The sequence below is a fragment of the Coleofasciculus sp. F4-SAH-05 genome (assembly GCF_040222985.1).
In the GTDB taxonomy this organism is placed as follows: domain Bacteria; phylum Cyanobacteriota; class Cyanobacteriia; order Cyanobacteriales; family Coleofasciculaceae; genus Coleofasciculus; species Coleofasciculus chthonoplastes.
Genome location: NZ_JAVKBY010000267.1, coordinates 36,849 through 63,810, shown reverse-complemented (window position 1 = coordinate 63,810; position 26,962 = coordinate 36,849). Strand labels below are relative to the sequence as shown.

Annotated in this window: 18 protein-coding genes, 3 pseudogenes and 1 CRISPR repeat array; of the genes and pseudogenes, 15 read left to right on the top strand and 6 right to left on the bottom strand. The window is 45.1% G+C overall.

Annotated elements, in window-relative coordinates:
• Positions 1-405 precede the first annotated feature (405 nt).
• From RIG27_RS32920 to RIG27_RS32910, 3 genes are all read right to left on the bottom strand, one after another.
• Complete coding sequence (locus tag RIG27_RS32920; protein WP_446351254.1) at positions 406-2,055, bottom strand: SpoIID/LytB domain-containing protein; 1,650 nt, start codon at positions 2,053-2,055, stop codon at positions 406-408.
• Positions 2,056-2,198: 143 nt separating this feature from the next.
• The gene (locus RIG27_RS32915; protein WP_446351253.1) at positions 2,199-7,448 is read right to left on the bottom strand and encodes a response regulator; all 5,250 of its coding nucleotides are present in this window, start codon (positions 7,446-7,448) and stop codon (positions 2,199-2,201) included.
• Positions 7,449-7,611: 163 nt separating this feature from the next.
• Positions 7,612-8,043 (bottom strand): TrkA C-terminal domain-containing protein, encoded by a 432-nt coding sequence (locus RIG27_RS32910; RefSeq protein ID WP_446351252.1) that lies wholly within the window; start codon positions 8,041-8,043, stop codon positions 7,612-7,614.
• Positions 8,044-8,159: 116 nt separating this feature from the next.
• On the opposite strand from RIG27_RS32910, the gene RIG27_RS32905 reads away from it, so the two are divergent.
• A complete protein-coding gene (locus RIG27_RS32905) occupies positions 8,160-9,035 on the top strand; it encodes a TIGR02587 family membrane protein (RefSeq protein WP_446351251.1) in 876 nt (291 codons plus the stop codon).
• 1 nt (position 9,036) lies between these two features.
• Positions 9,037-9,450 carry a TIGR02588 family protein gene (locus RIG27_RS32900; RefSeq protein ID WP_446351250.1) on the top strand — a complete coding sequence of 138 codons (414 nt, stop codon included), beginning with the start codon at positions 9,037-9,039 and terminating at the stop codon, positions 9,448-9,450.
• 148 nt (positions 9,451-9,598) lie between these two features.
• On the opposite strand, the pseudogene RIG27_RS32895 reads toward RIG27_RS32900, so the two are convergent.
• Positions 9,599-9,778 (bottom strand): annotated as a pseudogene (locus RIG27_RS32895) (F0F1 ATP synthase subunit gamma); the annotation flags it as partial.
• A gap of 223 nt (positions 9,779-10,001) precedes the next feature.
• Between RIG27_RS32895 and RIG27_RS32890 the strand changes: the two are divergent.
• The 10 genes and pseudogenes from RIG27_RS32890 to RIG27_RS32845 all read left to right on the top strand — a co-directional run bounded on the left by RIG27_RS32890 (position 10,002) and on the right by RIG27_RS32845 (position 20,316).
• Entirely contained in the window at positions 10,002-10,772 is a 771-nt protein-coding gene (locus tag RIG27_RS32890; protein ID WP_446351249.1) for a hypothetical protein, read from the top strand.
• A 197-nt stretch (positions 10,773-10,969) separates the two neighbouring features.
• A complete protein-coding gene (locus RIG27_RS32885) occupies positions 10,970-11,914 on the top strand; it encodes a DUF1350 family protein (protein ID WP_446351248.1) in 945 nt (314 codons plus the stop codon).
• Positions 11,915-12,264: 350 nt separating this feature from the next.
• Entirely contained in the window at positions 12,265-13,731 is a 1,467-nt protein-coding gene (locus tag RIG27_RS32880; protein WP_446351247.1) for a RecQ family ATP-dependent DNA helicase, read from the top strand.
• 15 nt (positions 13,732-13,746) lie between these two features.
• A complete protein-coding gene (locus RIG27_RS32875) occupies positions 13,747-15,027 on the top strand; it encodes a DNA-processing protein DprA (protein WP_446351246.1) in 1,281 nt (426 codons plus the stop codon).
• Between the two features lie 326 nt (positions 15,028-15,353).
• A complete protein-coding gene (locus tag RIG27_RS32870) occupies positions 15,354-16,751 on the top strand; it encodes an AAA family ATPase (RefSeq protein WP_446351245.1) in 1,398 nt (465 codons plus the stop codon).
• A gap of 1 nt (position 16,752) precedes the next feature.
• A complete protein-coding gene (locus RIG27_RS32865) occupies positions 16,753-17,415 on the top strand; it encodes a retron system putative HNH endonuclease (RefSeq protein ID WP_446351244.1) in 663 nt (220 codons plus the stop codon).
• Between the two features lie 135 nt (positions 17,416-17,550).
• Positions 17,551-17,736, top strand: a pseudogene (locus RIG27_RS32860) (IS4 family transposase); the annotation flags it as partial.
• A gap of 399 nt (positions 17,737-18,135) precedes the next feature.
• Positions 18,136-18,393 (top strand): annotated as a pseudogene (gene cas2, locus RIG27_RS32855) (CRISPR-associated endonuclease Cas2).
• A 249-nt stretch (positions 18,394-18,642) separates the two neighbouring features.
• Positions 18,643-19,186: a CRISPR direct-repeat array (repeat unit 37 nt; unit sequence GTCGAAATCCTCTATAATCCCTATCAGGGATTGAAAC).
• A gap of 1 nt (position 19,187) precedes the next feature.
• Positions 19,188-20,033: a CRISPR-associated endoribonuclease Cas6 gene (cas6, locus tag RIG27_RS32850; RefSeq protein WP_446351243.1), complete on the top strand. Its 846-nt coding sequence runs from the start codon at positions 19,188-19,190 to the stop codon at positions 20,031-20,033.
• 88 nt (positions 20,034-20,121) lie between these two features.
• Positions 20,122-20,316, top strand: coding sequence for a DUF433 domain-containing protein (locus RIG27_RS32845; protein ID WP_446351242.1), 195 nt, complete (start codon positions 20,122-20,124; stop codon positions 20,314-20,316).
• Positions 20,317-20,365: 49 nt separating this feature from the next.
• Here RIG27_RS32845 and RIG27_RS32840 read toward each other — a convergent pair whose 3' ends face one another.
• Entirely contained in the window at positions 20,366-21,664 is a 1,299-nt protein-coding gene (locus RIG27_RS32840; RefSeq protein WP_446351241.1) for a cytosine deaminase, read from the bottom strand.
• A 555-nt stretch (positions 21,665-22,219) separates the two neighbouring features.
• On the opposite strand from RIG27_RS32840, the gene RIG27_RS32835 reads away from it, so the two are divergent.
• The 3 genes from RIG27_RS32835 (at position 22,220) to RIG27_RS32825 (ending at position 24,064) form a co-directional block, all read left to right on the top strand.
• Positions 22,220-22,981: a GDSL-type esterase/lipase family protein gene (locus RIG27_RS32835; RefSeq protein ID WP_446351240.1), complete on the top strand. Its 762-nt coding sequence runs from the start codon at positions 22,220-22,222 to the stop codon at positions 22,979-22,981.
• A 26-nt stretch (positions 22,982-23,007) separates the two neighbouring features.
• On the top strand, positions 23,008-23,502 hold the full coding sequence (locus tag RIG27_RS32830; protein ID WP_446351239.1) for an AAA family ATPase: 495 nt from the start codon (positions 23,008-23,010) through the stop codon (positions 23,500-23,502).
• A gap of 241 nt (positions 23,503-23,743) precedes the next feature.
• Positions 23,744-24,064: a hypothetical protein gene (locus RIG27_RS32825; protein ID WP_446351238.1), complete on the top strand. Its 321-nt coding sequence runs from the start codon at positions 23,744-23,746 to the stop codon at positions 24,062-24,064.
• A 633-nt stretch (positions 24,065-24,697) separates the two neighbouring features.
• Here RIG27_RS32825 and RIG27_RS32820 read toward each other — a convergent pair.
• Complete coding sequence (locus RIG27_RS32820) at positions 24,698-26,800, bottom strand: tetratricopeptide repeat protein (RefSeq protein ID WP_446351237.1); 2,103 nt, start codon at positions 26,798-26,800, stop codon at positions 24,698-24,700.
• Between the last annotated feature and the right edge of the window lie 162 nt (positions 26,801-26,962).

Here is a 26,962-nt window from a genome sequence, read left to right as displayed (position 1 = left end):
AATCGGCAGGTTATGTATTTTTACACTAACAAAGCTTTGCCGGATTCTGGCATGGCAATGATGACGGGATAGGTAGCTGTTCGGTTTCGGGTTCGCTCCCCGCTGAGTATCGCCTATTAAGTAGGTGGACACAATTAAAGGCGGGCGGTGGAGATCGTCATTTGTCATTTGTCCTTTGTAAGGGTTTGAGACTTGTTTACATAACTTAATCTAGTTAAGTACATACAAGAAAAGGGCGAGTCGAGACAGGTTAATTCTCACACCGCCATATTTGTGCAGCGACTCGCCCCTACAATATTTATCATTCTCTATCTGTTAGTCCGCGATCGCTTGCAGGAGGAAAACCGGATTGAAATTATCGCTGATAACAGTACCAACGTGTAATTATCCAACCGGATAGGTTATTTATTTACTATTCCCTGGTTCTTGCCAAAAAACAATGGAATCACTTAAGGGTTGAACTTGGGTTCCCGGATAGTAAAAGGTGAGAATGTCCTCCCCTGACCAACCTAGATTCGCTAAGTTATAGGAACCATATTGGCTCAAACCAACGCCATGTCCAAAGCCGCCGCCGACATAAGCATAGCCTTTGAGGGTTTTATCCTCTTTATTGTTACCGTAAAGTGGTTCAAGGTAAAAGAGGGTACTGCGAGGTGGATAAAAGGCGCTACGGATTTCATTTTTCTGTAGTTCAACCACACCCTTATCTGTTTGCACATCCAGTTTGAGGATGCGTCCGGCGGGCGATCGCTTGACGACTTGCATCTGTTGTATGGTGGTAAACTCGGCTAGGGGATGTTTGATTTTTTTCAAATAGCGCTGCAAATCTTTCTGAATTTGTTCCAGGGAGTTTTCTACCCGCCATCGGAAGGGAGATCTGCCACTTTCATTGAACCCTTCTTTCAAGTTAATGAATTCGCGGAAGTTTTGTTCATTTCCTAAAGGCTTCTGTGATAAATCCCAAATCGGCTGGGGCGAGTCAATCACGGCTTTTAAATACGGACGTTCTGACCCGTTCCAGGAATCACTAAAGGGCGCGGTGACACCGCCAGAGGTGGAGGAATATAAGGCGTCTACGAGCTGATTATTATAAGTTAACACTAACCCCTGAGTTTTCGCGATCGCGCGATCCGCCGTGGGAACTGTTCCTGTGAGTCCGCGATAGACTTGGCAATGGGTATTGGCACAGAGTTGGTAATTGTCTGCTGTAAATCGACGCAGATTGCGGAGGGCGTAGGTGCGAGCAATAATGGTTTGGGCTTCTACTGCTGCATACGGTGCCCCTGGTCCAATTTCATGGGGGACAACACCACGCAGATAGGTTTCTAAGGGAACGTCATTAACCAGGGTGTAATTCCCGTAAGCATTGGGCTGGATTTTCAGACTTCCTGCATACAGACGTGGGTTGCGCTTATCTTCACCGCGAATCACCTGGATTAAATCATTCTCCGAGTCAATCTCTATCCATTGGCGATTATACCGATAGCCATCCACCACAAACGACACTCGCGGCACTTGGGGCAGGACTTGACTTTCTAGTCGGACTGTGCTATCCGCTTGAGCTTGGATACTTTGCAGCAACAGGCGTCGCAGCAGGGGCGTCTGATAGACATCCCGTTTTGCCCAAACTTGCCAGCGTTCCGGCTGCGCCACTTCCACCTGAATCCCCCGTGAACGCCACTGATTCGCCGCATCTTCGGCGGTTTCAAAGGTGGCGTGATCGCTGAGGACTAAATGTTCAGCTAAAACGGGTTGGGATAAGGGTTGCGTCGCCACCTCCAGTGTCACCTGATCGGTTTCCAGGGTTTGGGGTTGCATATTACCTGCCAAAAACCGCAAACTCAAGCTATCCCCAGGTGTCGCTTTTAGGGTCAGTTCGTCGGTGGGTTCTGAGCCAAAACGCTGCACCACACCCACTTTCAGGTCTACATCCTCCGCTTGAGCTGGCATACTTCCAGAGAGTCCCCAAAAACATAACGCGATCGCGCAGGCTTTCAAAACATTGGGGATTTGTGATTGGGGATTGGGGATTAGGGTAGAGTTTTTGGTCTGCATGATACCAAGTTACATATTGTCGGTTGGGTTGAGGGACGAAACCCAACTTATTATTCCAGCGTTGACACAGTAGTCAGGGCGGGCGCGAGTTACATCTTGGTGCTGTCATAAACGATGTGGTGAAACCCGCCCCTACACATTAATCATGCCTCACTACTAAACAAGACTTCACCCTGAATCATCCGCTGAGCTGCATCGAGCAGCACTTCTTCCAGATAAGGTTTGGTAAAGTAACCACTCGCGCCAAGCTGTGCTGCCATTTGCCGATGTCGTTTTGCCCCACGAGAGGTGAGCATGGCAATGGGTAACTGGCTGAGATTCTCATCTTTCTGGAGTCGAGAGAGTAGTTCTAATCCATCCATTCTCGGCATTTCGATATCGCAGAATACAATATCACAGGGTAAGCCTGACCGAAGTTTATCCCAGGCTTCTTGACCATCGCGGGATTGTTCCACCCGATAGCCCGCTTTGGCAAAGGTCATTGAGAGGAGTTCACGGACTGTAATCGAGTCATCCACAATCAAAACGAGTGGCTCATGGGGAGTTTCTGGGGCTTCCTCAATTCCTGCACCTTCGCTGTCCCCTCTCGACCAAATCGTCACGCTGTCTTTCCGCAGCCGTCCGCTGGCGAGATCAATCAGTTCTAACACATCGGCAATGGGCATGATTCGACCATCCCCTAAGACTGTCGCCCCAGCAATACCAATGGGTTTAGGCGGAGGACCTTCGAGTTGTTTAATCACGATTTCCTGTTCACCTAAGACCTGATCCACTTCGATGGCAATGAATGTCCCAGAACTGCGTAGCACAACAATTGAGACTAGGTCGTCTTCTCGCTTACCCCCATAAACATTACCCCGACTAATTGAACGGTTGTAAGATAGCAATTCACTCAGGGGTTGCACAGAGACTAACGTGTCCCGCCAGGAGACACCGACTTGACCGTTGGCATCTTTTTGTAAGCGATCTTTAGGCACATCAAACATATCTTCCACCCCATCCATGGGAAAGGCAATGCGAGCGCGAGTACTCAAACAGCATAGGGCTTTACAAATACTCAGGGTTAAGGGTAGCCGAATGGTAAAGGTTGTGCCTTTTCCTAATGTCGAATCAATGTAGATTGCGCCCCGAATTTCGCTCAAACTGGTGCGGACAACATCCATCCCCACACCCCGTCCGGCGAATTCACTGGCTTCGTCTTTGGTACTAAAACCGGGGTGGAACAGAAAGTCATACAACTCTGTATTGGTTAGGTCTTTCGCCTCGGCTGGGGTGATCAGTTTCTTCTCAATTGCCTTTCGTTTAATCTGTTCGGGATCAATACCCGCGCCATCGTCGGAAATGGCAATCACCGTTTGGTTCCCTTGGTGGAACGCTCGCAGAATAATTTGACCCACAGCAGGTTTACCCATCTCTTGCCGTTCTTCTGGGGATTCAATGCCATGGGTAATCGCATTATTGACCAAGTGGGTTAAGGGATCATAAAGGTGTTCCAGGATCATTTTGTCGAGCAAGGTTTCTCGACCTTCCACTTGCAATTGGGCTTCCTTGCTTAACTTGCGGGAAATTTCCCGCACCGGGCGAGTCAAACGGTCAGCAGCATTAGCAAACGGAACCATGCGCGATCGCGTCAGTCCTTCTTGAAGTTGAGTTGTCACCTGTCGTAAGTTGCGAGCCACCTGATCAGTTTCATCCACCAAGAATTCCACGTCAGACGCTGACTCCCGCACTTGCACAATTAACTCGATCATCTCTTGGGAAAGTAAATGGAAGCCGGTAAAGCGATCCATTTCCAACGGATGATAATCCTCAGCCGACTCAGAATCCGTGGATGCAGATGCCCCATTTTCTGACCCAAATAAAGAACGATCGCGCGGTTGATTTTGACTACTGGAACTGGCTAACAAAGAACTTTCCAGAAGCGATCGCTCATACAAATCCCGCATCCGCGCCCCGACATCACTCAACGCTGAGACTTGATGCTGTAAATTATCCAAGAATTGCCGTAGACGCTCTTGATCCTGTTCTAAGCTATTACGGCTGACTACCAATTCTCCCACCAAGTTATTGAGACTATCGAGGTGCTTAACCGGAACTCGCATCGTTTGCTCAAATATCCGAGGCGGTCTCCGACTGGGCAAAGGAGCGGTTTGTCGCGAACCTGTATTTGTTGTGGCTGGACCTCCTATCGATTTATCAACGTCCTGGAGGAGGGCTTCCAACTCTTTATCTAGGTCATCTTTATCTTGAGATGGGGGAGTTTGAGCTACAGATGCTCGATTGTCTTGAGTTGATTCCTGTTCGCCTAAGAATATTTCTAAATCCTCACACGAATCTGTCTGTGAGGGAGTATCAACTAGCATTGCTTCTAAATCAGCAAACTCATTGCCGCTTTCACTGGTCAATGCTGCTGAAGTCTCCCCATCCAGCATGGTTTCTAAATCCGCAAACTCGTCAGCGCCTTCTCGGGGTGAATCCAAATCCCATTCGGTTTCTGCCAGAGTTGCTAATGAAAAATCATCATCAACCGTCGCTTCTTCTAGACTAAAAAGTGCGCCTAGATCTTCGTCCGATGGTGTTTCTGGGATGTCCCAATCCCCAAATAGATCGGCAGCACTGTCCGATGTTTCCGGTTGCGGTGTCTCTACAGATTCATCCGTTAACCAATCTTCATCTAAATCCTCTAGATCGGCGCTTGGAGATGCTTCTGCCTCCTCTTCGGCAAATAAGTCGTCTAAGTCTTCGCTTGGTGCTGTTTCGGGGATATCCCACTCCTCCCATACATCTGCTTGGGTGTCCGATGTTTCCGGTTGTTCTATCTCTTGAGACTCATCGGTTAACCAATCTGCCTCTAAATCCTCTGGCTGGGTACTTGGAGATGCTTCTGCCTCCTCTTCGGCAAATAAGTCGTCTAAGTCTTCCCTCTGTGTTTTTTCTGGGGTTTCCCACTCCTCCCATACATCTGCTTGGGTGTCCGATGTTTCCGGTTGCGGTGTCTCTACAGATTCATCCGTTAACCAATCTGCCTCTAAATCCTCTGACTGGGTACTTGGGGTGGCTTCTGCCTCCTCTTCGGCAAATAAAAATAAATCGTCTAAATCTTCGTTAGATGGAGCCTGTGGTGTTTCCCAATCGCCAAATAGATTAGCTGCTGATTCAGTTTCCGATGTCCACGGTTGTTGTGTCCCTTGAGATTCATCCGTTAACCAATCGATATCAAAATCTTCTACCTGTGCCGTTGAGCCTTGTGACTCTTCACCCTCTTCAGCAAAAAGTTCGGCGACATCTTCTGTTACTTCTGGCAGGATTTCGTCGCCTTCTTCCTCAAACAATGACTCCGAACTATCTCCATCCTTTTGGGCTGAATTTGTGCTTTCATTCAATAACACTTCATCCGTGGATGTAGGCAGTTCAACGATAGAATCGTTTTCTGGCTCAGTTAAGCTATCGACTGGTGTTGATTCAACTCCAGGTTCTGAATCAAATAAGTCATTGAGCGCCTCAAAATCGGGGAGGTCTTCTGAGTCTTCCCAAGCTTCTTGATCAAAATCGGCGAGAGATGTTTCTTCAAATGGATTTGATACATCCCCCGCTTCTGGTGTTGCTGATTCGATGTCGATTGTTTCAGCTTGATTGTTATTGTCTAACTGGTTTTCTCGATCTAAATCATTACTTTCTAGATAGTCTTCCAGCTCTAAATCGTCCTGATTGACTGATTCTCCCAGGGGTCTGGGATTTTCCTCAGTGCTGGAAATTTCTAGCAGGTCATCAAAGTCAAAGTCTGACTCTGAGACTGTTTCATCGCCCTGAAGGGAGGATTGAGGCAAGTTCTCCTCTACATCCAAGTCCTCAAGTTCGGAATGACTGAGAATTTCCGCTGACGAAGCTTCTCCTTCCTCGTCAAAGAAACTCTCACCAAATAAACTATTCAAGTCATCGCCAGAGTGACTCATCTGGTCTGAATCCTCTGAGCTATCTGACTCAAATAGTAGATCAGAAAAGTCATCGGTCAAGCTGGATGAGAAATCAAGGGAATCCGATGATTCTTTTGAGGCTTGAGGATTGGCGATCGCGTCTGGGGCGAAGTCATCGCCTAACCCTTGCATTAACGCATCATCGGCTGTTGAATTCTCTAAATCCTCACTCTCCCCAATTAGATCAGAAAAGTCATTCGAGTCTTCAAAATCCAGAAAATCATCTGAATCCGAGTTTAAGGATTTATTGTTTAGGTTGATAACTTCTTCTTCTTGCCAAGTTTGATCTAAATCAGGTGTTTGAGTTTCAAAAATATCGGCTAAACTATTGAGTTCGGCAATACCCACTTCGGGTTCGCCCTGATCAGAGAGGGGAGAGATAGAGTTTGAGGATTGAACCGTCGAGAATTGGAGTTGATCGCGTCTGAACCCGCCGATGTCGTTTGGGTCTTGGATATAGGTATCCTCGGCTTGGATATAGGTATCTCGACTATCAGGGAGATGGGTGGTTTCTTTTTGGTTTTGGTTAGATTCCTCGGTTGCAGGAGTTGGTGTAGGGGAAGAATGGGTGCTAAAATTAAATGCTGTCGTTGATTCGACTGTTGTCGCGTCTGGTGCAAGGGCTTTGAGTTGTTCACTGGGTACAATCTCAGCGGATCGCCCAGTCAGAACTAATTCTTGAGCTTGTTTAATTTCCTTAATGGTGACGCTAGCGAGTAAGCGATAGGAATTTTCGAGATTCGCGATCGCACGTTTTGATATCTCTAGTAGTTCACCCCACCCCGGTAAGTTTAATGGGTCGCCTAATTCGATTAACCGTTGGCAATGGTCTTGCAGGGCGCGGCGATGTTCGGAAGTATCCGACTGCTTATACAGTTGCAACATCTCCCGCAGTTCTACCAGGACATCTCGCTTAAAGGTGGCGGGCAAGGTTTTTGTTCCTTTACTAGAAGATTGAGATGAGTTGGCGACCGTTGGAGTATCGCCAGCCGTTTGCTTGTTTTGGGCTAACTGTTTTAGATAGCTATTGAGTTGCTCAAAAACAGGCTCAGCATCAGACATAATCGGGCTAGCTGTTTCGTCGGTCAAGCCATAAGATTGAAGTTGGTTTAACAGAGCGCTGAGCGTATCAAAAACCCGCAGCAACAGGGATTCTAACTGAGTATCTGCTTTAAGTGGAACGTCTTGAAGGACTTTGAAGTAATCTTCTAGGCGATGGGCAGTTTGATGAATGCTATTGAGTCCCAACATAGCTGCTCCGCCCTTGACCGAATGAGCAGCGCGGAACATTTCGTTGAGCGTCTCAGGGTCTTCGATGGTGCTTTGCAGATTTAGCAAACCTTGCTCTATGGTATTGAGGTGGTCTTGTGCCTCCTCCATAAAGTAGCCCATGATTCGCTGTTGTTGTTCCGAGTGCATAGCCATGTCCCTCAAAGCTTAGTAATGTGGGGTATTTTGCTTCCCTAACTGCCCTGATTCGGTACAGCGCTCGATTAAGGTTTACCATCAATAGTTTTTTTAATGTAGCTAATCTATTTCGGATTGACCTTAATTTATGGCGAATCAAACCTAGCTTTCCCCCTTACCCCCTCTGATTGTAGCATTGCGGTCTACCGACTCTTTTCCTCAATTCGTATCTTATCCTTTGCCCTTTGGTATGCTGAAACCGTCGCTCTCTTTGGTTATCCTCTGCCTCTTCCCGATCTTGTTTTGCCAAGTTCCGCTGCTGCTGGGCAACGGCTTTTTGGTGAGACTGTTCGCCAGTCCAACCCGCACCTCGTTGGTCTAACTCATTCAGCAAGGGTAATCGACCATACAGAATCAAGACATCACCCGGACAAATGTGAGTGTGTCCTTTGGGTGCGCCCACATAGCGACCATTCTCCCGTTGGATTCCCAGCACCACCACGCCTTCTTGTCTCAACCCCAACTCAGCTAACTCTTTATCTGCCAACCAATCGTCTGGTTGTACTTCCATCTCCATTACGGTGTAATCACCAGATAGACGTAGCAAACTGGCGTAATCTTGCACATTCTTGTGACTGTGCTAAGTGAAAAACGGGTAATTTTGACTTATTTATTATATATTAAAAGTCAATTATCAATAATTTATACTTTAAAATTAGTAGGATGGAACCCATTCATGAGCGACAGCAATCGCAGGCTTGGTCAAGAGAATTTCATCAGATCATTCGAGGTGTTTTTGGCGGATTTTTATTTGGCATTCCTCTACTCTATACAATGGAGGTTTGGTGGATAGGTTCATATATTGAGCCTATCCTATTACTGGGGGTTCTGAGCATTACGTATATGGCGGTGTTTTTATTTAATCGCAGCGAAGGGTTTCGCAAAAGCAGCCGCGATGGGGTGGTGTATGCGGCAATGGAAAGTGTAGAAGCGTTGGCAATTGGCATTGTTTGTGCCACACTTATTCTAATTTTGCTGCGTCGCATTACCGGGGAAACTCCCATTGATGAAGCATTGGGAAAAGTGATTTTTGAGAGTGTACCATTTTCCTTGGGTGTCGCCATGGCGCGATCGCTACTGCCGGAACAATCGGCTGAATCTGAATCCAGTCAATACTTACCGCCGATCAAAAAACTGGGTTTACGGACGATGATAGCTGATATTAGTGCCACCTTAATCGGTGCAATCATTGTCGCCTTTAGTATTGCCCCGACTGACGAAATTCCCACCCTGGCGGCTTCAGCTTCACCCCCTTGGCTACTGATAATTATTGCCGCATCCCTATTCATTTCCTACGGGATTGTTTTTGCTGCTGGCTTTGCTAACCAACACCAACACCGCCTCTTCCAAGGGATTTTGCCAACGCCTATCGGGAAAACTATTCTCTCCTACTTGATTTCACTGCTGGCTTCGGCTTTAATGTTGTGGTTCTTCAACCGTCTTAGCTTGAGTGATCCGTGGTTTTTGTGGTTACGGTATACGCTGTTATTAGGGCTACCTGCCACTATTGGCGGTGCTGCTGGACGTTTAGCGATATGATATGAGTGATCAGTCTTCCGATCAAGCGAACTCCTCTCATCGTTCCCCGGCGGAGTGGGTCAGCTTTACAATAGCCCTGTTCATCTTAATCACAATTGTGGGACTGGTCACATTTAGAGGACTGGGTAGAGACAGTCAACCCCCTATTCTCTGTGTAACTGTTAAACAAGTAGAAATTCGCCAAGTAAAAGGACAATTTTATGTTCCCTTCACAGTCAATAATAGTGGGGGAAAAACGGCAGAATCTGTTCAGGTTGTTGCGGAATTCACAACAGCATCGGGAGTTCAAGAATCAGGGGAACAAACTATTAACTTTTTGTCCAGTGGCGAAATTAAAGAAGGAGCCTTTATTTTCAGCTATCCTCCCCAAGAGGGAGACTTAAAGGTACGAGTTGCTAGTTATAAATTACCATAAATTTTATTATTGTATATTTTCTCTAATAACTTTAACTAATCGATAAGCAAGCGCTTCGGCAGGTACATCCACCTTCATCGCTACAGCTACAAAAATGGGTTCTTCCGTACCTGTTATTTGAGTCACCTTAGTTCCATCCTACTTATAGTTACGTTAATGCTTCAAAACCTGCCACCACATCCAGGAGTTCCGCCGTAATTGAACTTTGCCGCTGGCGACGATATTGAGAATTTAAATCGGAAAGTCGTTCATCAATGTTCTTTTGGGCGGATTGCATCGAGGAAAGGCGACTAGCATTTTCACTAGCCAGAGATGCCGCGCCTCCTCTTTGTTTGTGTAGCCGCTTCAATTCCTAATGTAAAGTTTTGTATCAATCTGGAATAGTCTCTGCTTAATCCTCGTTTCTAGTAATAACCGAGAGACAACCCGGTTAATCACTAAGTACAGCGCAGCGGAAATCAATTGATCAGTCAAGCATTACTGACAAAGCCATTTGAATTTCTCAACAGCGGTACTCAATTCTGATGTTCTATTAAAGGAGTTTCAAGCAAATGGCTGTATCCACAGTTGTTTCTACGTTCGAGCTTTTGGTTAAACCCCTGGTACAGCCGAGTGCTGACATATTAGGGGCAGGTCGGACTATTATTCAGGGTTACTTTTTGACGATTTCTAATCTCAATAGCAGTACTCCTGTCCGACTGCGAGTCAATTTCACGGCTCAGTCTCCCAACCTAAACAGCCAACCGCTACTGGCATTTTTTGATGTCGCGGGTTTCAACAATCAAATAAATCCCATCAGTCAGACGCCAACTACCCAAACCTATGTGATATCCATCGGTCCACGCGATACAGGGTTATTTCTTTTACAACCCGATGTCACCAAAAAAGAGGTTGTTGAAAAGGCAAATACTGAACTCCGTGGGTTTGTCACGCTTTCCCTAGCCAATCTCTTTGGTTCTAACTCCTTTGACTTGTTGCTGACTCCTCAGCAACGGGGAACATTCTTGCCCAACAATTTTCCTGAAAATAAGGCAGACTTTGACCAACTTGCTTATGCGTTGCCCACGGCTACAGGCGGTTCTCAAGTCAAACTAACTCAGTTTCAATTTCCAACGTTTCCGATACGGCAAATCCCCTCTGAAATCCTTGAGCTTGACCCTGGCTTAGCCGAAATTATCCGAGAAAATCCTGATCGGCTTACTCTTAACCCCCCGAATCTCGGCAATGGAGTAATTGCCGAAACAACCGATAGCTTGCAACAGGTTTTAAGCACGATGGTGGAACGGATCGATGAGTTAGAAACCCAGATGACAAGAAGTTAAGCTATCACAGCCTAACCCTTAATTCGGTCGGTGTCAACCTAACTCTTGAACCAAAAGATAGTAGAGACGTAGCCTGCTACATCTCTACTATCACACTCAAAAATTATTTCTCCCTCTCAAGCGTCGATTTAGCCGCATCGGTTAGCCATAGAGACGTTGCGGTTTTCTTTGTCTTTATCCCAAAGCAACATTAATTAATGATGAACGAGACATTTAAGTTTCAGCCCCTTTCCTTTAGCTGGGTGGCTATTCACCCAAATCCAAAAGGTGTTATTCAATTTATCGGTGGTGCTTTTTTTGGCAGTTTTCCCACAGTTTTTTATCGCTATTTATTAAAGGCGTTATTTGATCAAGGTTATACCATTATTGCTCTTCCCTTCCGGTTTACCTTTCGCCATTGGTCTGTTTCAATTAGTTTGTTACAAGAACAGAAAGTTCTGTCCCAGGAAATTTCCCAAATTGCCAAGAGACTCAACTACCCAACTGAGGTTTATCAAAATCTGGACAACTATTTTTGGATAGGTCACAGTTTGGGATGCAAGTACATCGCCCTTTTAGAGCTTTTAAGTGGCGACAGATGGCAAGACCTTTTAAAGCAGTGCAATTCAAACGCGGACAGTCAGATTCGCAAAATTAAACAGGGTTTTATGGATAGTCCTGACTTAGAAAAGTCTATCACAAATCAACCCTCTTTACTCCTCGCACCTGACATTAGTGATACGCAAAGTGCAATCCCTCGACCTTTGGCGTTCATTGCCCGTTTCCTTGACTCAATAAACCTAGGTGTAATTCCCACCAGGAAACAAACTCTATGCTATATCCGCAAAAGCCCACTGTTTAACTTGACAGGCATTATTTCGTTTGACAGGGATACAATTGCTGGAAGTGAGCAGGACAGATTTAAAAATGAGGAACAGAGAAGAAATAGTGATGTGCTGTGGCTGATCGAGTATTTGAAGCAGGGTAAGTTTCCCTTACTGCATCAAGAACTATCAGGTAAGCATTTAGCACCCCTGGGAATTCAGATTGGTAATTATGTTGTGGAACTCAACCCATTAACTAAATTCATTCAAAGGATTCAAGATAGACCGCTTGAAAGAGTGGTCATCCAGTTTCTTGATAAACTCAGTATGCGGGGATAATAACTGTATCAATAATCCGATTTTAGGTGGGGAGGCAATAAAACGTTGTCCCCTACCTAGCTAATTCATATAAATATGCTATTGTTTTATTGCCTAGGGCAAATCAACGTTAAAACTATTAGACTTAATCCAGCGTTTTCTTTAAAATTAAATAACTAAAAACCAAAATAATCTAGCCTACTGTTGGAACATAATTCTAGTCATCTTTAGATGACTTACCCTATAAGCCAAGAACTTGAGTTATTGGCGCTTGATGCTAGACTAGCTAGAATTTAAGGACAGTCGAGGCGGGTTTTACCAATACCATTGCTTCAGAAAACCCTTAACTTTACTCAACACAGCGTATCGATATGACAACCCAACTGAAAGCCCAAGCACTATCGCTGCTGCGCCAAGCCCTCAAAAACCCAACCGCTCAATTTCGGGATGGACAATGGGAAGCCATCGCTAGCATCATTTTAGAGCGATCGCGGCTTCTGGTTGTACAACGCACAGGCTGGGGGAAAAGCATTGTCTACTTTCTCGCCACTCGCTTGCTGCGTGATAATCATGGGGGTCCCACCCTGCTGATTTCACCCCTCCTGGCGTTGATGCGAAATCAAATTGTCGCTGCTGAACGGATTAATATTAACGCCGCCACGATTAACTCCAGTAATCCCGAAGAGTGGGAACAGATTAACGCTCAATTACAAGCGGGAATCATTGATATTCTCCTGATTTCCCCCGAACGACTCGCCAATGAAGACTTTCGCCAAACCATTCTGTTACCCATCTCCCAACGAATTGGCTTATTTGTTGTCGATGAAGCCCATTGTATCTCTGATTGGGGACATGATTTTCGCCCAGACTATCGGCGCATTGTCCGGGTTTTACAAGCGCTTCCTCAAACTATTCCCGCCCTCGCCACAACCGCCACGGCAAATAACCGAGTGGTTAACGATATTATTACGCAACTGGGTGCTAATTTGCTCATATCCAGAGGTACTCTAACCCGAAAAAGCTTACAATTACAAACCCTTAAATTACCGAGTTCCGCCGCACGTATGGCGTGGTTAGCTGAACACTTGCCCAACTTACCCGGAAGTGGGATTATTTACGCATTAACTACCAAAGATACCGAACGAGTTGCCGATTGGTTAAATCAGCAAGGGATTCATGCTCAAGCTTACCATGCTAAGCTAACCCATGAACAGCGTTTAACCTTAGAAGACCAACTGCTTAACAATGAAATTAAGGCTTTAGTCGCGACAACTGCTTTAGGAATGGGGTTTGATAAGCCGGATTTAGGATTTGTCATCCACTATCAGCGTCCGGGTTCTGTGGTTCATTATTACCAACAAGTCGGACGATTATCACTTTGGGGGGATGCGGGTTGGGGCGAATTAGTCAAACAAGGGAAATACCATAATCATGATTTTGACGACGCCTTGGTGCAGGGTGCATTTGAGATGATTCAACGTTGGCACCCCCAACCTTTTCCAACTTGGGTAACCTGTGTCCCTTCCTTACATCATCCCCAACTTGTGCCAAATTTTGCCCAACGACTCGCCCATCAATTACAATTACCCTTTCAGCCAATTGTGCAGAAAGTTCGCCATACTCAGCCACAAAAACAGATGGGAAATAGTTACCAACAAGCCCATAACCTCGATGGTGTCTTTGCAGTGAATTCTTGGCAAGGGATGAAAGGTGCAGTATTCTTAATTGATGATATGGTAGATTCACGTTGGACATTTACAGTTATTGCTGCACTTTTACGTCGGGCTGGAAGTGGTCCAGTTTTTCCGTTAGCATTGGCACTTAATTCGTTAAGGTAGGCAAATTAGAAGATTATGGATTACCATCTGCTGTCACCCAATACCCAAGCCATTTTATTATTGTGTGCCAGCTTTGGACAAAATCGCCAAACTGAACCCAAACCTTTAACCCTGAGCGAGTATAATACGGTAGCGAGTTGGTTGGTAGAAAATGACATGATTCCGGAGGATTTGCTTGATCAAACCCTGAAAAATCGCTTATCTCAAATTACCATTGACAAGCTTGATTCTCAGCGGTTAGTCGCGTTACTTGAACGCGGTGTCATGCTCAGTTTAGCGGTGGAAAAGTGGACGAATCAGGGGTTATGGATAGTGGGGCGAGGTGACGCAGGCTATCCTCAATGTTTGAAGCAGAGATTGAAACATAATGCACCCGCGATTCTCTATGGAATTGGTAATAGAGATTTGCTTGCTCAAGGTGGGTTGGCTATCGTTGGTTCTCGTGATGTTGATCAAGACGGACTTAATTATACCGAAAGAGTTGTTCAGACATGCGCTGAACAAGGAATCAATGTGATTTCTGGTGGGGCGCGTGGGGTAGATCAAGCGTCAATGTTAGGTATATTAGCAGCAGGTGGGAATGCTGTGGGTGTACTTGCGGATAGTTTGACGAAAGTGGCTGTGGCGAGTAAGTATCGTGCGGGAATTAAAGAAGGTAGACTGACATTAGTGTCTGCGTATGACCCCGACGCGAGTTTCAGCGCGGGTAATGCTATGGGGCGAAATAAGTATATTTATGCGTTGGCTGATTATGCGTTAGTGATTAGTTCTGCTGTTGGCAAAGGTGGAACCTGGGCGGGGGCGACTGAGGTGTTGAGAAAGGTAAAAGATGTCCCCGTTTTTGTGCGAATGCAGGGAACTGTTCCTGAAGGTAATCAGAAATTGCTGGAAAAGGGAGGGATTATTTTTCCTGAAGCCCCTTGGAATAAACCGTTGCGTACACTTTTAGATGCTGCTATCGCTGAGGTTGAAGAAAGCCAAGCTGATGGGAGAATAATCGAGTCAGAAAAATTATCAGCCGGAGATGGTTTAGGTGGGGATAAAACGATTTCCATTAATTTACCCGCCAAAGATATCTATGAAGCGGTTTTACCCTTTATCCTCAACCAGTTAGAGCAACCTCAAGATGCGAAATCTCTAGCTGAATTGTTGCAGGTACGAAAAGGACAGATGGAGGATTGGTTAAAACGAGCGGTGCAAGAGGGGAAAGTGATTAAGCAGAAGAATCCGGTGAGGTATGTAGCGAATAAAGAATTGAATTTATTGGCTTTGCTGGAAAATGAGGATTCTGGATAACGCGAGTGTGACACGCCCGCCCGGAGTTCAAACTACTGGCTCAGGGTTATTGTCCATTAAAATGGACTAGAACTATTATCCAGATTTAAGCATAAGGGCGGGTTTTGTTGCTCAGTTATCTGTGACAAGCTAGATTAGTGGCTAAACCCGCCCCTACAATTGACTGATTACGTCTTGTAGCTGTTAACTGTGATTCCTAGATTGATGCTATAGGATGTCTAGTCAAGTGACTGAGATTCTGTAGAGGGCTAATGGCTGAGTTTACTTGAATTGGCAAAGGTTTTCAAGTAAAATAATTTATATAAATTTTTCAGGTTGGGCTATTTATGCATATTGATGAATTACATATTCAAAATTTTAGATGTTTCCAAGAGATACATTTTAGGTTTCCACCTGACAATACAGCTATATTAATTGGAGTTAATGGTTCAGGTAAAACATCTGCTTTGGATTGCATCGCCATTCTTTTAAATTCAATAAAAGAAAAAATAATCAATATTGAATATGGTGAAGAGTATAGTATTCTTGGTGAAGGTCAGCCTGGAATCTTCGAGAAAGAGGTAAAAAAAATTTTTACCTTAAATGACATTAAGGTTAATGAGCAATCACAAGCACTTCCTGTAAATGTATCGGTTTTGTTCTCAACGAAAAACCATGGTTCTATATCCTGGAGTATAACAGAAAACATTTACTACCATAAAACCATTGACAACATTGGAAAAGGAAAACAACAAAAAGAACAAGAACTAAATAGATATATTGATAAATTAAATGAAAAAATAAACTCTAATCTACTATATAGTAATTTACCGTTGTTAGTCTATTACAGAACTCATCGTATGTTCCTCAATGCTGAATTAGTGAATGAGCAGTATACCAATGATCTACATATTATTAATCAATTGAATGCTTACCAGGGATCATTTAATCCAGGAATAAATAACTTTCAAGATTTTTTGATATGGTTCAAACAAGAAGAAGATTACGAAAATGAAATTCGCGTTCGTCAAGATAATGCATATAGGAAGCCAAATTTAGAGGTAATTAGAAAAGCAATAAAAATATTTTTGGAAGGATTTACCGATAGCTATTTTCATAACCTGCGGGTAGTTAGATCAAAATCCCAGGGAACTCTTAAGTTGTCTCGTCGCCCTGCCCAATTTTTCTTTATAATCACCAAAAATAATCAGAACCTCAAGTTAGAGCAACTCTCAGATGGAGAAAAGATGCTGTTAATGTTGGTGACTGACTTGGCGCGGCGATTTGCCATTGCTAATCCTGGTTTGGGAGTTAATGCGTTGGAAGGTGAAGGTATTGTTTTAATTGACGAAATCGATTTACATTTGCATCCCCAATGGCAAAGAATCGTAATTCCCAGCCTAACCCGTACCTTTCCGAATTGTCAGTTTATCGTGACAACTCACTCACCTCAAGTTCTGAGTAACGTGAAACGAGAAAATGTATTTATTTTAGAAGACTATCAACTTATTGAAGTAACGCCTCATACCTATGGTAGAGATAGCAATTCAATTTTATATGAATTGATGGGGGTGAAAGAACGCCCCAATCAAGTGCAGGATAAAATCAATGCTTGTTTTGCTTTGATTGATGAAGATAAAATAGAGGATGCTAAAATTAAACTGCAAGAACTCGCTGAGTTACTAGGAGAAAATGACCCGGAAGTTGTTCGGGGTCAAACGCTGATTAGTTTTTTAACTGACTAGCATGAAGCATATTGTCAAAGGGAACGAGCCCCGCTCATTGTTGGAACACCGCTCACAGCCTTACGCTGATTATGATAACTATCCGCAAAAAGATGATCTACGCCAATCATTACTGATTGAGCAAGGATATATTTGTTGTTACTGTATGCAACGTATAGCTCACGATACTATGAAGATTGAGCATTGGCAACCCCGGAGTATTTATCCAGATTTACAATTAAATTACAAAAATTTGCTCGGTGCTTGTCAAGGTAATGAAGGTCAACCTCAACGTTTACAACATTGTGATACGAGAAAGGGTGAAACAGAAATTACGATTAATCCGGCTGACTCGAGTAAGAACTGTGAGAAGTTAATCAAATACAGCAGTAGGGGTGAAATCTACTCTGATGATGAAACGATTAATAACGAATTAAACGAGGTTTTGAACCTCAATTCAGAAACTTTGATGAGAAATCGCAAAGTGGCTATGGATGCTGTGATTGAGGGGTTGAGTAAAAAATATCCATCTAAGTCTTGGACGGTTGGCATTTTCAGTAAGGAAATTGCCAAATTTGCCAATGTCAACAAAAAAGCTAAATATAGACCTTATTGTCAATTTGTTGTTTTTCTCTTAAAGAAAAAATTATCCGTGGCGAAGAACCAAGCCAAAAGCCAAGGGTAAAATAATATATCCTAGACTTCTGCCTTTATTTCCTGTTCCCTGCTTTCAAGAGAGTCAAGTAGGTTGGGAAAATGCACAATACGACTGGGAAGTGTGTATTGAACATCGGGAGACTGGGCAGCCCGTTACCATCCCGATCTGTCTGCCGACACTGTTTTAGAAGCATATCAGTGGCAGGCTCTTTATTGCACGGTTCATCATCACTCTAACTCCCCTGACTCTCCTCCCATTTTAAGAGATGCTGTGCGTTGGATTGCCCAACTTGGGTGCTTCCTAGTCTGCTCTCATGATGGTGAACTAGGGGTTAAAACTATTGGGTAAGGTCTGCGACGACTCCATAACATTGCCCAGACTTGGCTTTTACTTTCCCCCAAAACTACTGCTAAAGTCAAGGGAATTTATGTTAAGAAAGATGTGAGTAATGCATAGCCTAAGCTGTCATGCATTTAAATTGGGTATTAGTAGCGAGCTTTCTGGCTCGCACTACAATGCCGAACAGCTTACAAGGAGGGAAGTCAAAGGATGCTTCGCTTTTGTTGAATGGAAGGGGGAACCGGACTCCCCTCTCCTTGCAGGAGAGGGGCTGGGGGAGAGGTCAAATCGTAAATTCGCCCGCAATATCTGACCAAATTATTATCAAAGTGGATAGCTTGCTTGTAGTCGGCGCTTTAGCGCCGCTAACGAAGAGGACTAAAGTCCTCACTACGAACAAACTTAAAAATTTATGATATCCCCGAAGATAAGCGTCGGACGAAGATACACAGTATTCTTAAGTCTTATGGGCAGTGGATGCAGTATAGTGTGTTTGAGTGCAGTTTGACGGATACCTAATATGCCAAATTGCGATCGCGTCTTTCTAAGGTGATTAAGCCAGACCAGGATAGCATTCGCTTCTATTTCCTCTGTGGCTGTTGTCAAGGGAAGGTTGAACGCATCGGCGGCGAACCCATAAGGGATAATTCGATTTTCTTTGTCTGATGCGACAACCAGTAGGTGTTTTTTTCGGGGAGTCAAAATTTGAGGCTGTATTCCTTATGCTGTCAGGGATACAGCCTTTTTCGCGAATGAGGAGGTTGTCGCAATGGCTCAAAGGCTTATTCAGAAAGGATTTGAGACTTTTTTGTTGGCGGGGGTTGTCAAAACCGACGGCTGAAATGCTATAGTTAGAGGAGGTTATCGCAATCGAACCTTGAAAACTAAATACAGCAAGCGTTTCAGAGGTCGGCAGTCGAAATCCTCTATAATCCCTATCAGGGATTGAAACAAGTACCTACGCCCTGTGTTTATGCTGCTCCTAGTTGTCGAAATCCTCTATAATCCCTATCAGGGATTGAAACGTATCAGCCGGGATTAGTGGCGCGATCGCAGGGACGTCGAAATCCTCTATAATCCCTATCAGGGATTGAAACGAGCAAAAAACGAATTAAGGTATTTCCTGGAATAAAAGTCGAAATCCTCTATAATCCCTATCAGGGATTGAAACCAATAAATTGATTACCCGATCCTTTTGCCCCGACGTCGAAATCCTCTATAATCCCTATCAGGGATTGAAACCTTTTTTATCAAATACCACGTAAGGTGACTCTAATGTCGAAATCCTCTATAATCCCTATCAGGGATTGAAACAAAGCCCTTGGATACTCGCCAATATCTCTCCAGTAAGGTCGAAATCCTCTATAATCCCTATCAGGGATTGAAACTGCTGCTTTCCACTTATAAACTACGTTATTCCAAGTCGAAATCCTCTATAATCCCTATCAGGGATGCAAACTATGCCCCATAGTCTAATTCTCAACCTGCTTCCCCAATCGCCAATTCCACCACAGTTTCTCAGTGGACGCCACTTACACGCCCTATTTCTCAACCTGGTAAGTTCTGTCGATAGAAACCTAGGCGATTATCTCCACGAAGCCAAATCCGATAAAGCCTTCACCCTGAGTCCCCTACAAATTCAGCATCGCAGTGATTCAGCATCAGCAAACCTCCACTGGCAACACCATAAACCAATTCCCCAAGGAACTCCCTGTTGGTGGCGAATTTCCCTACTTGATGATACCTTATTCAGTCAATTAACCCACCTGTGGCTAAACCTGAATCCGGAACAACCCTGGCATTTAGGTCCAGCTAACTTGCAGATTACCAGTATTCTAGGAACACCCCAAAAAGGGATGCCTGGATGTTGGGCAAATGCTCTCAGTTATCAACAATTATACGACCAAGCCTCGACGCGCGATCGCACTCTGAATTTCGCCTTCTCTACCCCCACCGCATTTCGTCAGAGTAAATATGATTGTGCCTTACCCACAAGGGAATTAGTCTTTAACAGTTTAATTAAGCGCTGGAATCAATACAGTGGCATAGAATTCTCGAAAACATTAGTCGATCATGTTTTCCCCAGTTTCTTTGAGATTCACACCGAATTAGTTGCCGATTCTCGCAGTAAATTTATTGGCTGTGTTGGCGCACTCAATTTTCGGATTATGGGACAAGTTGAAGCGGAGACAATTCAGCAAATTAACGCTTTAGCCGATTTTGCCCTCTATTCTGGCGTGGGGCGGAAAACCACAATGGGAATGGGGATGGTGCGACGGATATCCCAAGGGGGAATGCTAAGATAATCACCAAGCGGAAAACGACACTTTGGTTTTGTTCTACAATGACAAAGGTATTTTACTTATTTTTTTTAGAGGATTAGGACGATTAATCATGGACGAGCAAAAAATTTTAGCAAGAATTACAGTCAATCCAAAAATTTTTAGTGGAAAGCCAATTATTCGAGGACGCCGTTTAGCCGTTGAACACGTTCTAGGAATGCTGGCAGCAGGTGATACAGTCGAGACATTGCTAGTTGGTTATCCCTGGCTAGAACCGGAAGATGTACAAGCTTGTTTACTTTATTGACAAATGACGAATAACAAATGACGAATGACGAATGACGAATGACGAATGACTAATCCAATTCCCGGTAATCTGGTAACGTCGTATCAATCGCTATTCCGTCGCGAATCACCACGCGATCGCACTGATGACGTGATAACAATTCACTGTAACTCCGTCCCTTAAACCAAACCAAATTCGCCGCCAACCCCACACCAATTCGCCCCACATTCCCCAACCCCATCAAATCCGCCGCCGTTTTCGTCACCATCGCCGGAGACTCCCCATACAACCCATCCAAATGGGCAACTCTCACCCCTTGATTAAACACCTCCAACACATCATGATCCCCAAACCCAAAAAACGGATCACGACAATTATCACTCGCCAACGTCACCCCAATCCCATACTCCTGTAACTCCTGAATCAGCGTCACCCCCCGCCAACGCGGTGTTCTCCCCAACTTCCGATCCTGTAAATACAAATTCGATAACGGTAAACTCACCACCCCAATCCCCGCCTCCTTCACCAGCGCCAACGTCTCCGCCACCACCTCCGGCGACTGCACCGCCAAACTACAACAATGTCCACAAACAATTTGTCGCCCAAACCCACACCGTAGCGCCGCTTCCGCCACCTTCCTCAAACACATCGACTCCGGATCATCCGTCTCATCCACATGAAAATCCAGCGCCAAATCCCGTTCCTGCGCCAGCCGAAACACCCGATTCAACTGCGCCTCCAACTCCGGATTCATATACGCCACCCCCCCTAAAACACCCCCCACCTCCGCCACCAAATCCGCCAACTTTACCCCTTCCGGCGTCAAATAATAATCCAGCGACACCAAAGCCACCGCCTGCAACACCAATCGATTCGCCCACTCCTGCTGTAACTGCTGAAACACGCCAAAACTAATCGCCGCCTGTTCGCCAAACGCATCAATATGAGTGCGAATCGCCTGAGTACCATGGGCATAACTACACCTCAACCCAAACGCCATGCGGCGATACACATCCTCCGCTTGCCAATACTGCAAACTATCCTGCTGCACCCTCGCCAACGCACTATCAAACGTTCCATCCAGATTCGGCGTGCGTTCCCAAATATGCCCCTTATCCAGATGAGTATGCACATCCACAAACCCAGCCCAAACCTGTCCCCCCTGCACATCCACCACCATATCTGCGATCGGCTGAGAATTCGCCCGCACAATTTGCGCCACTTTTCCCGCAGCCACCTGAATATCCACTAAACACAACCCCTCAGAGGTGCGATTCTCCCAAATCGATTTATCCTCAACCTGTAACATTGAGAGTGGCACACGAGCATTTTTCAGCCAATAGCGCGGTTTTGATGGAATCACACTCATCAACTTTCCCCCTCAAAGCACCTAAAATATTATATCCTCGTCCGTAGTTGGTAGTTTGTAGTAATGGATGCGAGCATAAGCTGTTCGGCATTCAAACCTTAATGTCAACAATGACGAAATCCTTGTAGTGCGTTAAGCGAAGCCATGCCGCAGGCTTTGCATCTTGCTCGCTAATAATACCCAATTAAAATGCATGACAGCCTATCCAATGAGCAAAACATCAACACTACCTGATCAATAAAACCAATCCCTACAGAAAAAGGGCAGATTGTATTGTTCATTTATTGGTAAAATCAGGCATATTTCCTTGTTCAATTATCGGTTATGCAGAGTCATTAGGACATCAGATAAATGCCGCTTATTGCGTCGATGCACGTTTAGTGTCCTAACCGTTGTGGCGGTTGCTATATCGGTGAGGCAGGGCGGGTTTCGTTGTTCCGTTAGTTCTAACTAGCAAAATTTAGTCCCTAAACCCGCCCCTACATTATCTCAACCCGCCCCGACATTATCTCAACCCACACCGACATTATCTCAACCCACCCCGACAAATTCCCCATGACTACCAAAAATTCCCTAATCCTTTGGACATCCCTCAGCCTAAATCTACTCTTTATCCTCCTCTTCACCATCTTAATCATTCGCAGAGGCGGCATTCCCTACCTGATCAGTAAACTCCCCTTCCATCAACAAGTCGAACAAACCATAAAAATAGCCCGTCGTCGCAACACCTATCAATCAACCTATCACCATATCCGAAAACAAATGTTTGAGCAAATGCCCAACTCCGAAACCGAAATTATCTTCATCGGCGATAGTCTCACCGATCAAGGTGAATGGGCAGAACTCCTCGGAAACGCCAATATCCGCAATCGTGGCATATCTGGAGATACCACCGACGGCGTTCTCAATCGCCTCAATGAAATCACCGCATCCCACCCCCAAAAACTCTTTATAATGATCGGCGCAAATGACCTATGGAATGAACACAAACCCCCCAGGGAAATTGCCCAAAACTATCGCCTCATCCTGGAACAAATTCAACAGCAAACCCCAGAAACCCAAGTCTTTATTCAAAGCCTATTACCCATGAACACCATCCACTATTCCATCAGTGTCAAAAACTCTGATATTATTGCCGTCAACCGCCACCTGCAAGAGCTAGCCAACGAATTTTCCTATACTTACATTGATTTACATCAACACTTTACCAACGATCAGAAACAACTTGACCCCGTATACACCATTGACGGCGTGCATTTAAACGGCAAAGGATACCTCAACTGGGCTAAAAATGTTAATCCTTACGTCAACCAATAAGTACCTAAACAGAGAGACACTCCTAAATGAATAACCCAGCCATCCTCTATTTCTTTTGTGGAAAAATGGCAGCCGGAAAATCAACCTTAGCCAAACAGCTAGCCAATGACCATAATGCCATCCTGCTAGTTGAAGATGACCTACTCTCCCAACTCTATCCCGAAGAAATCAGTGATATTCCCAGTTACATTAAATATTCTGGGCGTCTCAAAAATGCCATTTCTGATCACATCTGTACGCTTTTATTAAAGGGAATCTCAGTTGTTCTAGATTTTCCCGCCAATACCCAAAATCAACGTCAGTGGTTCCGTCAGCTTATCGAGAGAACTAATGCTACTCACGAGCTTCATTTTATCGATGCAACCAACGATCTGTGTAAACAACAGCTCAAGAAACGCAGCCAGGATAAACCAGACGGAGCCGCATTTACCAGCGATATCGAATTTGAGGCGATAACAAAATACTTTCAGCCTCCAAAAGATACAGAACGATTCAATATCATCAGGTATGAACGCAGCTAATTATTACATCCAGTCGATGGGAATGCTGAAGCAGATCCGTTGCTTCAAAACCCTATTTGATAGAGTCAACCCCCAAAAGATAGATATCCGTCTTTTTTCTCTCCCACTTACGCATCAGAGCAAAAGTCTATCATTCGAGTTATGATTCCATCACCGTTGAACTTCTAAGCTAAAAGCACTAAGCTAAAAGTAGGTTTAATTCCAGAAAAAAATTAACCTGTTGCCGAATTAACAAGTTTATATGCGAATTTTCACACCAAAACTCCTAACAGGTACAATACTAAGTGCCATACTTTGTGCTGTTGCGGGAACCTCTGCGATCGCACGTCCCCTGGGCGAAGGTTCACTCAATCCCAATACTCCTAATACAACAGAAGCTGAACCCGTGCAACCCAAACACGGAGAAGTTGTCAGCCGCGTCTCTAACTTTGCCACAATTGAAATGGACAATGGTGAACACAAAACAATTGCCGTCGCCCGTTGGAAATTGGATCGATTAGAAGCCGGAACCGACGTGTGGGTGGCGTATGGTCGAATTGTCGCCATTGAATTCTCAAGATAAACGCCTCAAAGGTCATATCGTAGCCGACGCAGATTATGCTATACCCAGGCAAGAGGGAATTTCTGAAATGAAATTCAGTCTATCTATATTTGACTATACTTTTACCGAAAAATTGGGTATAAAGCCTTGTCCTTTAGGACGACTTTGTTTTAGAATTAGCTTAGAGGAAAGGGTATTAAACCTCTATAAAAACCCAAAGCCGAGAGGCATCGCACCTTGAAAACTAGGCTTAGAGGGTTCTGTACAGGAAAGCTTGTACAGGTAAAAAGTCTAAGCAACAAGCACGCCCAAAACACATTTTTTCTTGTTTTCTCGCTTTACGATAGGGCATATCGAAACTAGCTTCTGTAATGGAGCAAAACGCTTCTGGAGAGATGCTCCTCTAATATGAAATAGGACCCCTGTTTCATAGTAAGAGCGCTCGATGAAAGAAGCGCTACTCACGCCTTCAGGCTGAGGAGTGTCAAAAACTATTCACCCAATACGCTTGCAAATAGAATCGGGTTTGTAGGGGCGGGTTTAGGAATTTTCGTTTGGCTATTAATGGTAACGTTTGTACAAAACCCGCCCTGACTCAGTTCAAGAAACACCCCTGCACCCCTACACCCCACACCCCACACCCCACACCCTCCTCTACAGCCGTGGCAAAATTTCCGGTAAAAGTTGACCCGGTACCTGAGAAAGTGCCAGATTCTGCCCACTGATTCCTTGTTCCTGGTAGAACGTGCGAATGGTTTTAATGATATAGTCCAAAGAGGTTTGGTAAACATCCGATCGCGCCGCTACTCCCATACAAGCTTGAACATGCTGATGCAGGGCGGTTTGTAGATGGTGGGATTGATCCTCTTTTACCCCACCCAAAGACGGTTCAGTGGCAAACTGGTAATGGGCAAGTCCCAAATTATTCCGAGTGGCGATCACATCAAAATTAACCGATGTCGGCGGATGATTCTGCGCCAATTTCTCGGCTAACGCGATCGCGACCTCGTAAGCCGCGATACAATGGCGTAAATAGTCTGCCCGTCTCTGAGAGTCTTCCACACAGCGATCCGCCAGATGCCAATACGCCGTACCCAAATTATTCTGAGTCGCGGCACAAGCAGCCGCAGACACCTCTGGGGTACGATATGTTAACGCATCTTTATAGGCTATCACCGCTAACTCCAGCCAGGTTTCGGGTTGTTCATACTGTGCCAGATTCCAATAAGCTGTGCCTAAATTATTTTGAATCATCGCCCAATTCGTGGCATTCGAGCGACTATTGTAATAACACAGGGCTTCCGCATACGCCCCAATTGCTGCCTGTAAGTTATTGACAGGAGAGTGATGTTGTGCTAGATGCCAATACGCCGTACCTAAGTTATTTTGGGTAGAGGCATATTTAAGCGGGTCATTTTCTGGATTACGATAGTGTAATGCTTCTTCGTAGGCTCGAATCGAGAGTTCTAAGTTATCCGCGACATCGTTATAGCGAGCCAAATCCCCATAGGCTGCCCCTAAATTATTTTGGATCATGGCATAGGTGTGGGGCGCGTCTTGAGCCGTTAATTTGGTTAATGCCAATTGATAAGCTTGAATCCCCTGTTCCAGATAAGATAGACGCATCCCTGTATCCTGGGGACACCGGGAGAGCATCCAGTAAAGATTCCCCAAATCATTAAGAACATCCGCCACGTAAGGCGAGGTATCATCTAACCATTGCAACGCCTGCTCATACGCCTGAATCGCGATCGCTAAATTTTCTTCTGAGGTGTCTCCTTGTTCAATCGCATGACGGTAATGATTCCCCAGTTGTAAATACGCCTCAGCGGGCGACGCAGCTTGGGGAAGATCTGGGGATTCCGTTGATGTATCCGCAGGATGTTGGGATATAGGCGGATTTTGCGGCGGTACTGGTGTTTCTTCCATCTCAAAGTCCACCGCCCCCAGCATCCCTTTACCATTCAGATTAGCACCAGACTTCCCGTTAGTCGGGACAATCAGGGGTTCAACCTCCTCGCGAGAGTGTCCATTGTTGCCCACACTATTCTGGAACAACTGCCAATCCAGATTTTCGTCCACTTCCTGGGTTAGCACCGTCTGCAAGGTTTCTTGGAACGAAGCCTTTGTCTCCTCTGTCTCCTCTGTCTCCTCTGTCTCCTGAGTGATCACCGCCGTGGGAGAAGCTTCGGGTTGGGTTGCACCAACCGGGGGGAGTGGTGTGGGTTCTCCTTCAAACTCGAATACCCCAGTATGCCACCGCCAAAATTCCGGTACAGACTGGACAATGGAATGGAACCAAGGGCGGGGTAGCCAGAGTATCACATTGGCGTCTAACTGGGGCAAATAGCGCTCAATGGACTGTAAACGCCGGAGAAACAGTTGCTGTACCGTTGGGGATTGACGGGTTAAGCGTTCAACACCCAGGAGTTGGAAACTGGGAGGGGATGTAGTGATGGGAGAATGGCGATTTTGAGCTAACCAGGCAGCTACTTGGGCAAAGGGATGGGGATCATTGACATTAATGTTGAGGCTGACTAAATTAGTAGAGCCTGAACCATTAGCAGGCGCGATCGCAGAGGTTGTCCCCAACTCCCCATGAAGTTTGTCCGCCAGACGATTCCGCAGACTCAGATCATCACAAATCGCCACCAAAATTTGACGCCGTAGTCCGAGACTGAGAACAAGTTTCAAGCGTTTATAGATTTGCCGATTCCAGCTCGAAATTTTATGGGCAACAGTATCCGTTACAGTCATGCTGGCAGGGTCCAGGAGCGTCGGGCAACAATAGGACTAGATTTAGGGGGAAGACTAGATCGTAATCTTAATATGACTCTTCCTATTATTGTTGCCTAAGTCAGGACTTATTGGGCTGCTCATGGATTAAAGGTGTTCTATGCCATCACCATAGAGACGTTG

Bases quoted from the DNA above. Each gene is read 5' to 3' on its own strand.
- RIG27_RS32920 (WP_446351254.1), bottom strand. From the start codon at position 2,055: ATGCAGACCAAAAACTCTACCCTAATCCCCAATCCCCAATCACAAATC.
- RIG27_RS32915 (WP_446351253.1), bottom strand. From the start codon at position 7,448: ATGCACTCGGAACAACAACAGCGAATCATGGGCTACTTTATGGAGGAG.
- RIG27_RS32905 (WP_446351251.1), top strand. From the start codon at position 8,160: ATGGAACCCATTCATGAGCGACAGCAATCGCAGGCTTGGTCAAGAGAA.
- RIG27_RS32900 (WP_446351250.1), top strand. From the start codon at position 9,037: ATGAGTGATCAGTCTTCCGATCAAGCGAACTCCTCTCATCGTTCCCCG.
- RIG27_RS32890 (WP_446351249.1), top strand. From the start codon at position 10,002: ATGGCTGTATCCACAGTTGTTTCTACGTTCGAGCTTTTGGTTAAACCC.
- RIG27_RS32885 (WP_446351248.1), top strand. From the start codon at position 10,970: ATGATGAACGAGACATTTAAGTTTCAGCCCCTTTCCTTTAGCTGGGTG.
- RIG27_RS32880 (WP_446351247.1), top strand. From the start codon at position 12,265: ATGACAACCCAACTGAAAGCCCAAGCACTATCGCTGCTGCGCCAAGCC.
- RIG27_RS32875 (WP_446351246.1), top strand. From the start codon at position 13,747: ATGGATTACCATCTGCTGTCACCCAATACCCAAGCCATTTTATTATTG.
- RIG27_RS32870 (WP_446351245.1), top strand. From the start codon at position 15,354: ATGCATATTGATGAATTACATATTCAAAATTTTAGATGTTTCCAAGAG.
- RIG27_RS32865 (WP_446351244.1), top strand. From the start codon at position 16,753: ATGAAGCATATTGTCAAAGGGAACGAGCCCCGCTCATTGTTGGAACAC.
- cas6 (WP_446351243.1), top strand. From the start codon at position 19,188: ATGCCCCATAGTCTAATTCTCAACCTGCTTCCCCAATCGCCAATTCCA.
- RIG27_RS32845 (WP_446351242.1), top strand. From the start codon at position 20,122: ATGGACGAGCAAAAAATTTTAGCAAGAATTACAGTCAATCCAAAAATT.
- RIG27_RS32840 (WP_446351241.1), bottom strand. From the start codon at position 21,664: ATGAGTGTGATTCCATCAAAACCGCGCTATTGGCTGAAAAATGCTCGT.
- RIG27_RS32835 (WP_446351240.1), top strand. From the start codon at position 22,220: ATGACTACCAAAAATTCCCTAATCCTTTGGACATCCCTCAGCCTAAAT.
- RIG27_RS32830 (WP_446351239.1), top strand. From the start codon at position 23,008: ATGAATAACCCAGCCATCCTCTATTTCTTTTGTGGAAAAATGGCAGCC.
- RIG27_RS32825 (WP_446351238.1), top strand. From the start codon at position 23,744: ATGCGAATTTTCACACCAAAACTCCTAACAGGTACAATACTAAGTGCC.
- RIG27_RS32820 (WP_446351237.1), bottom strand. From the start codon at position 26,800: ATGACTGTAACGGATACTGTTGCCCATAAAATTTCGAGCTGGAATCGG.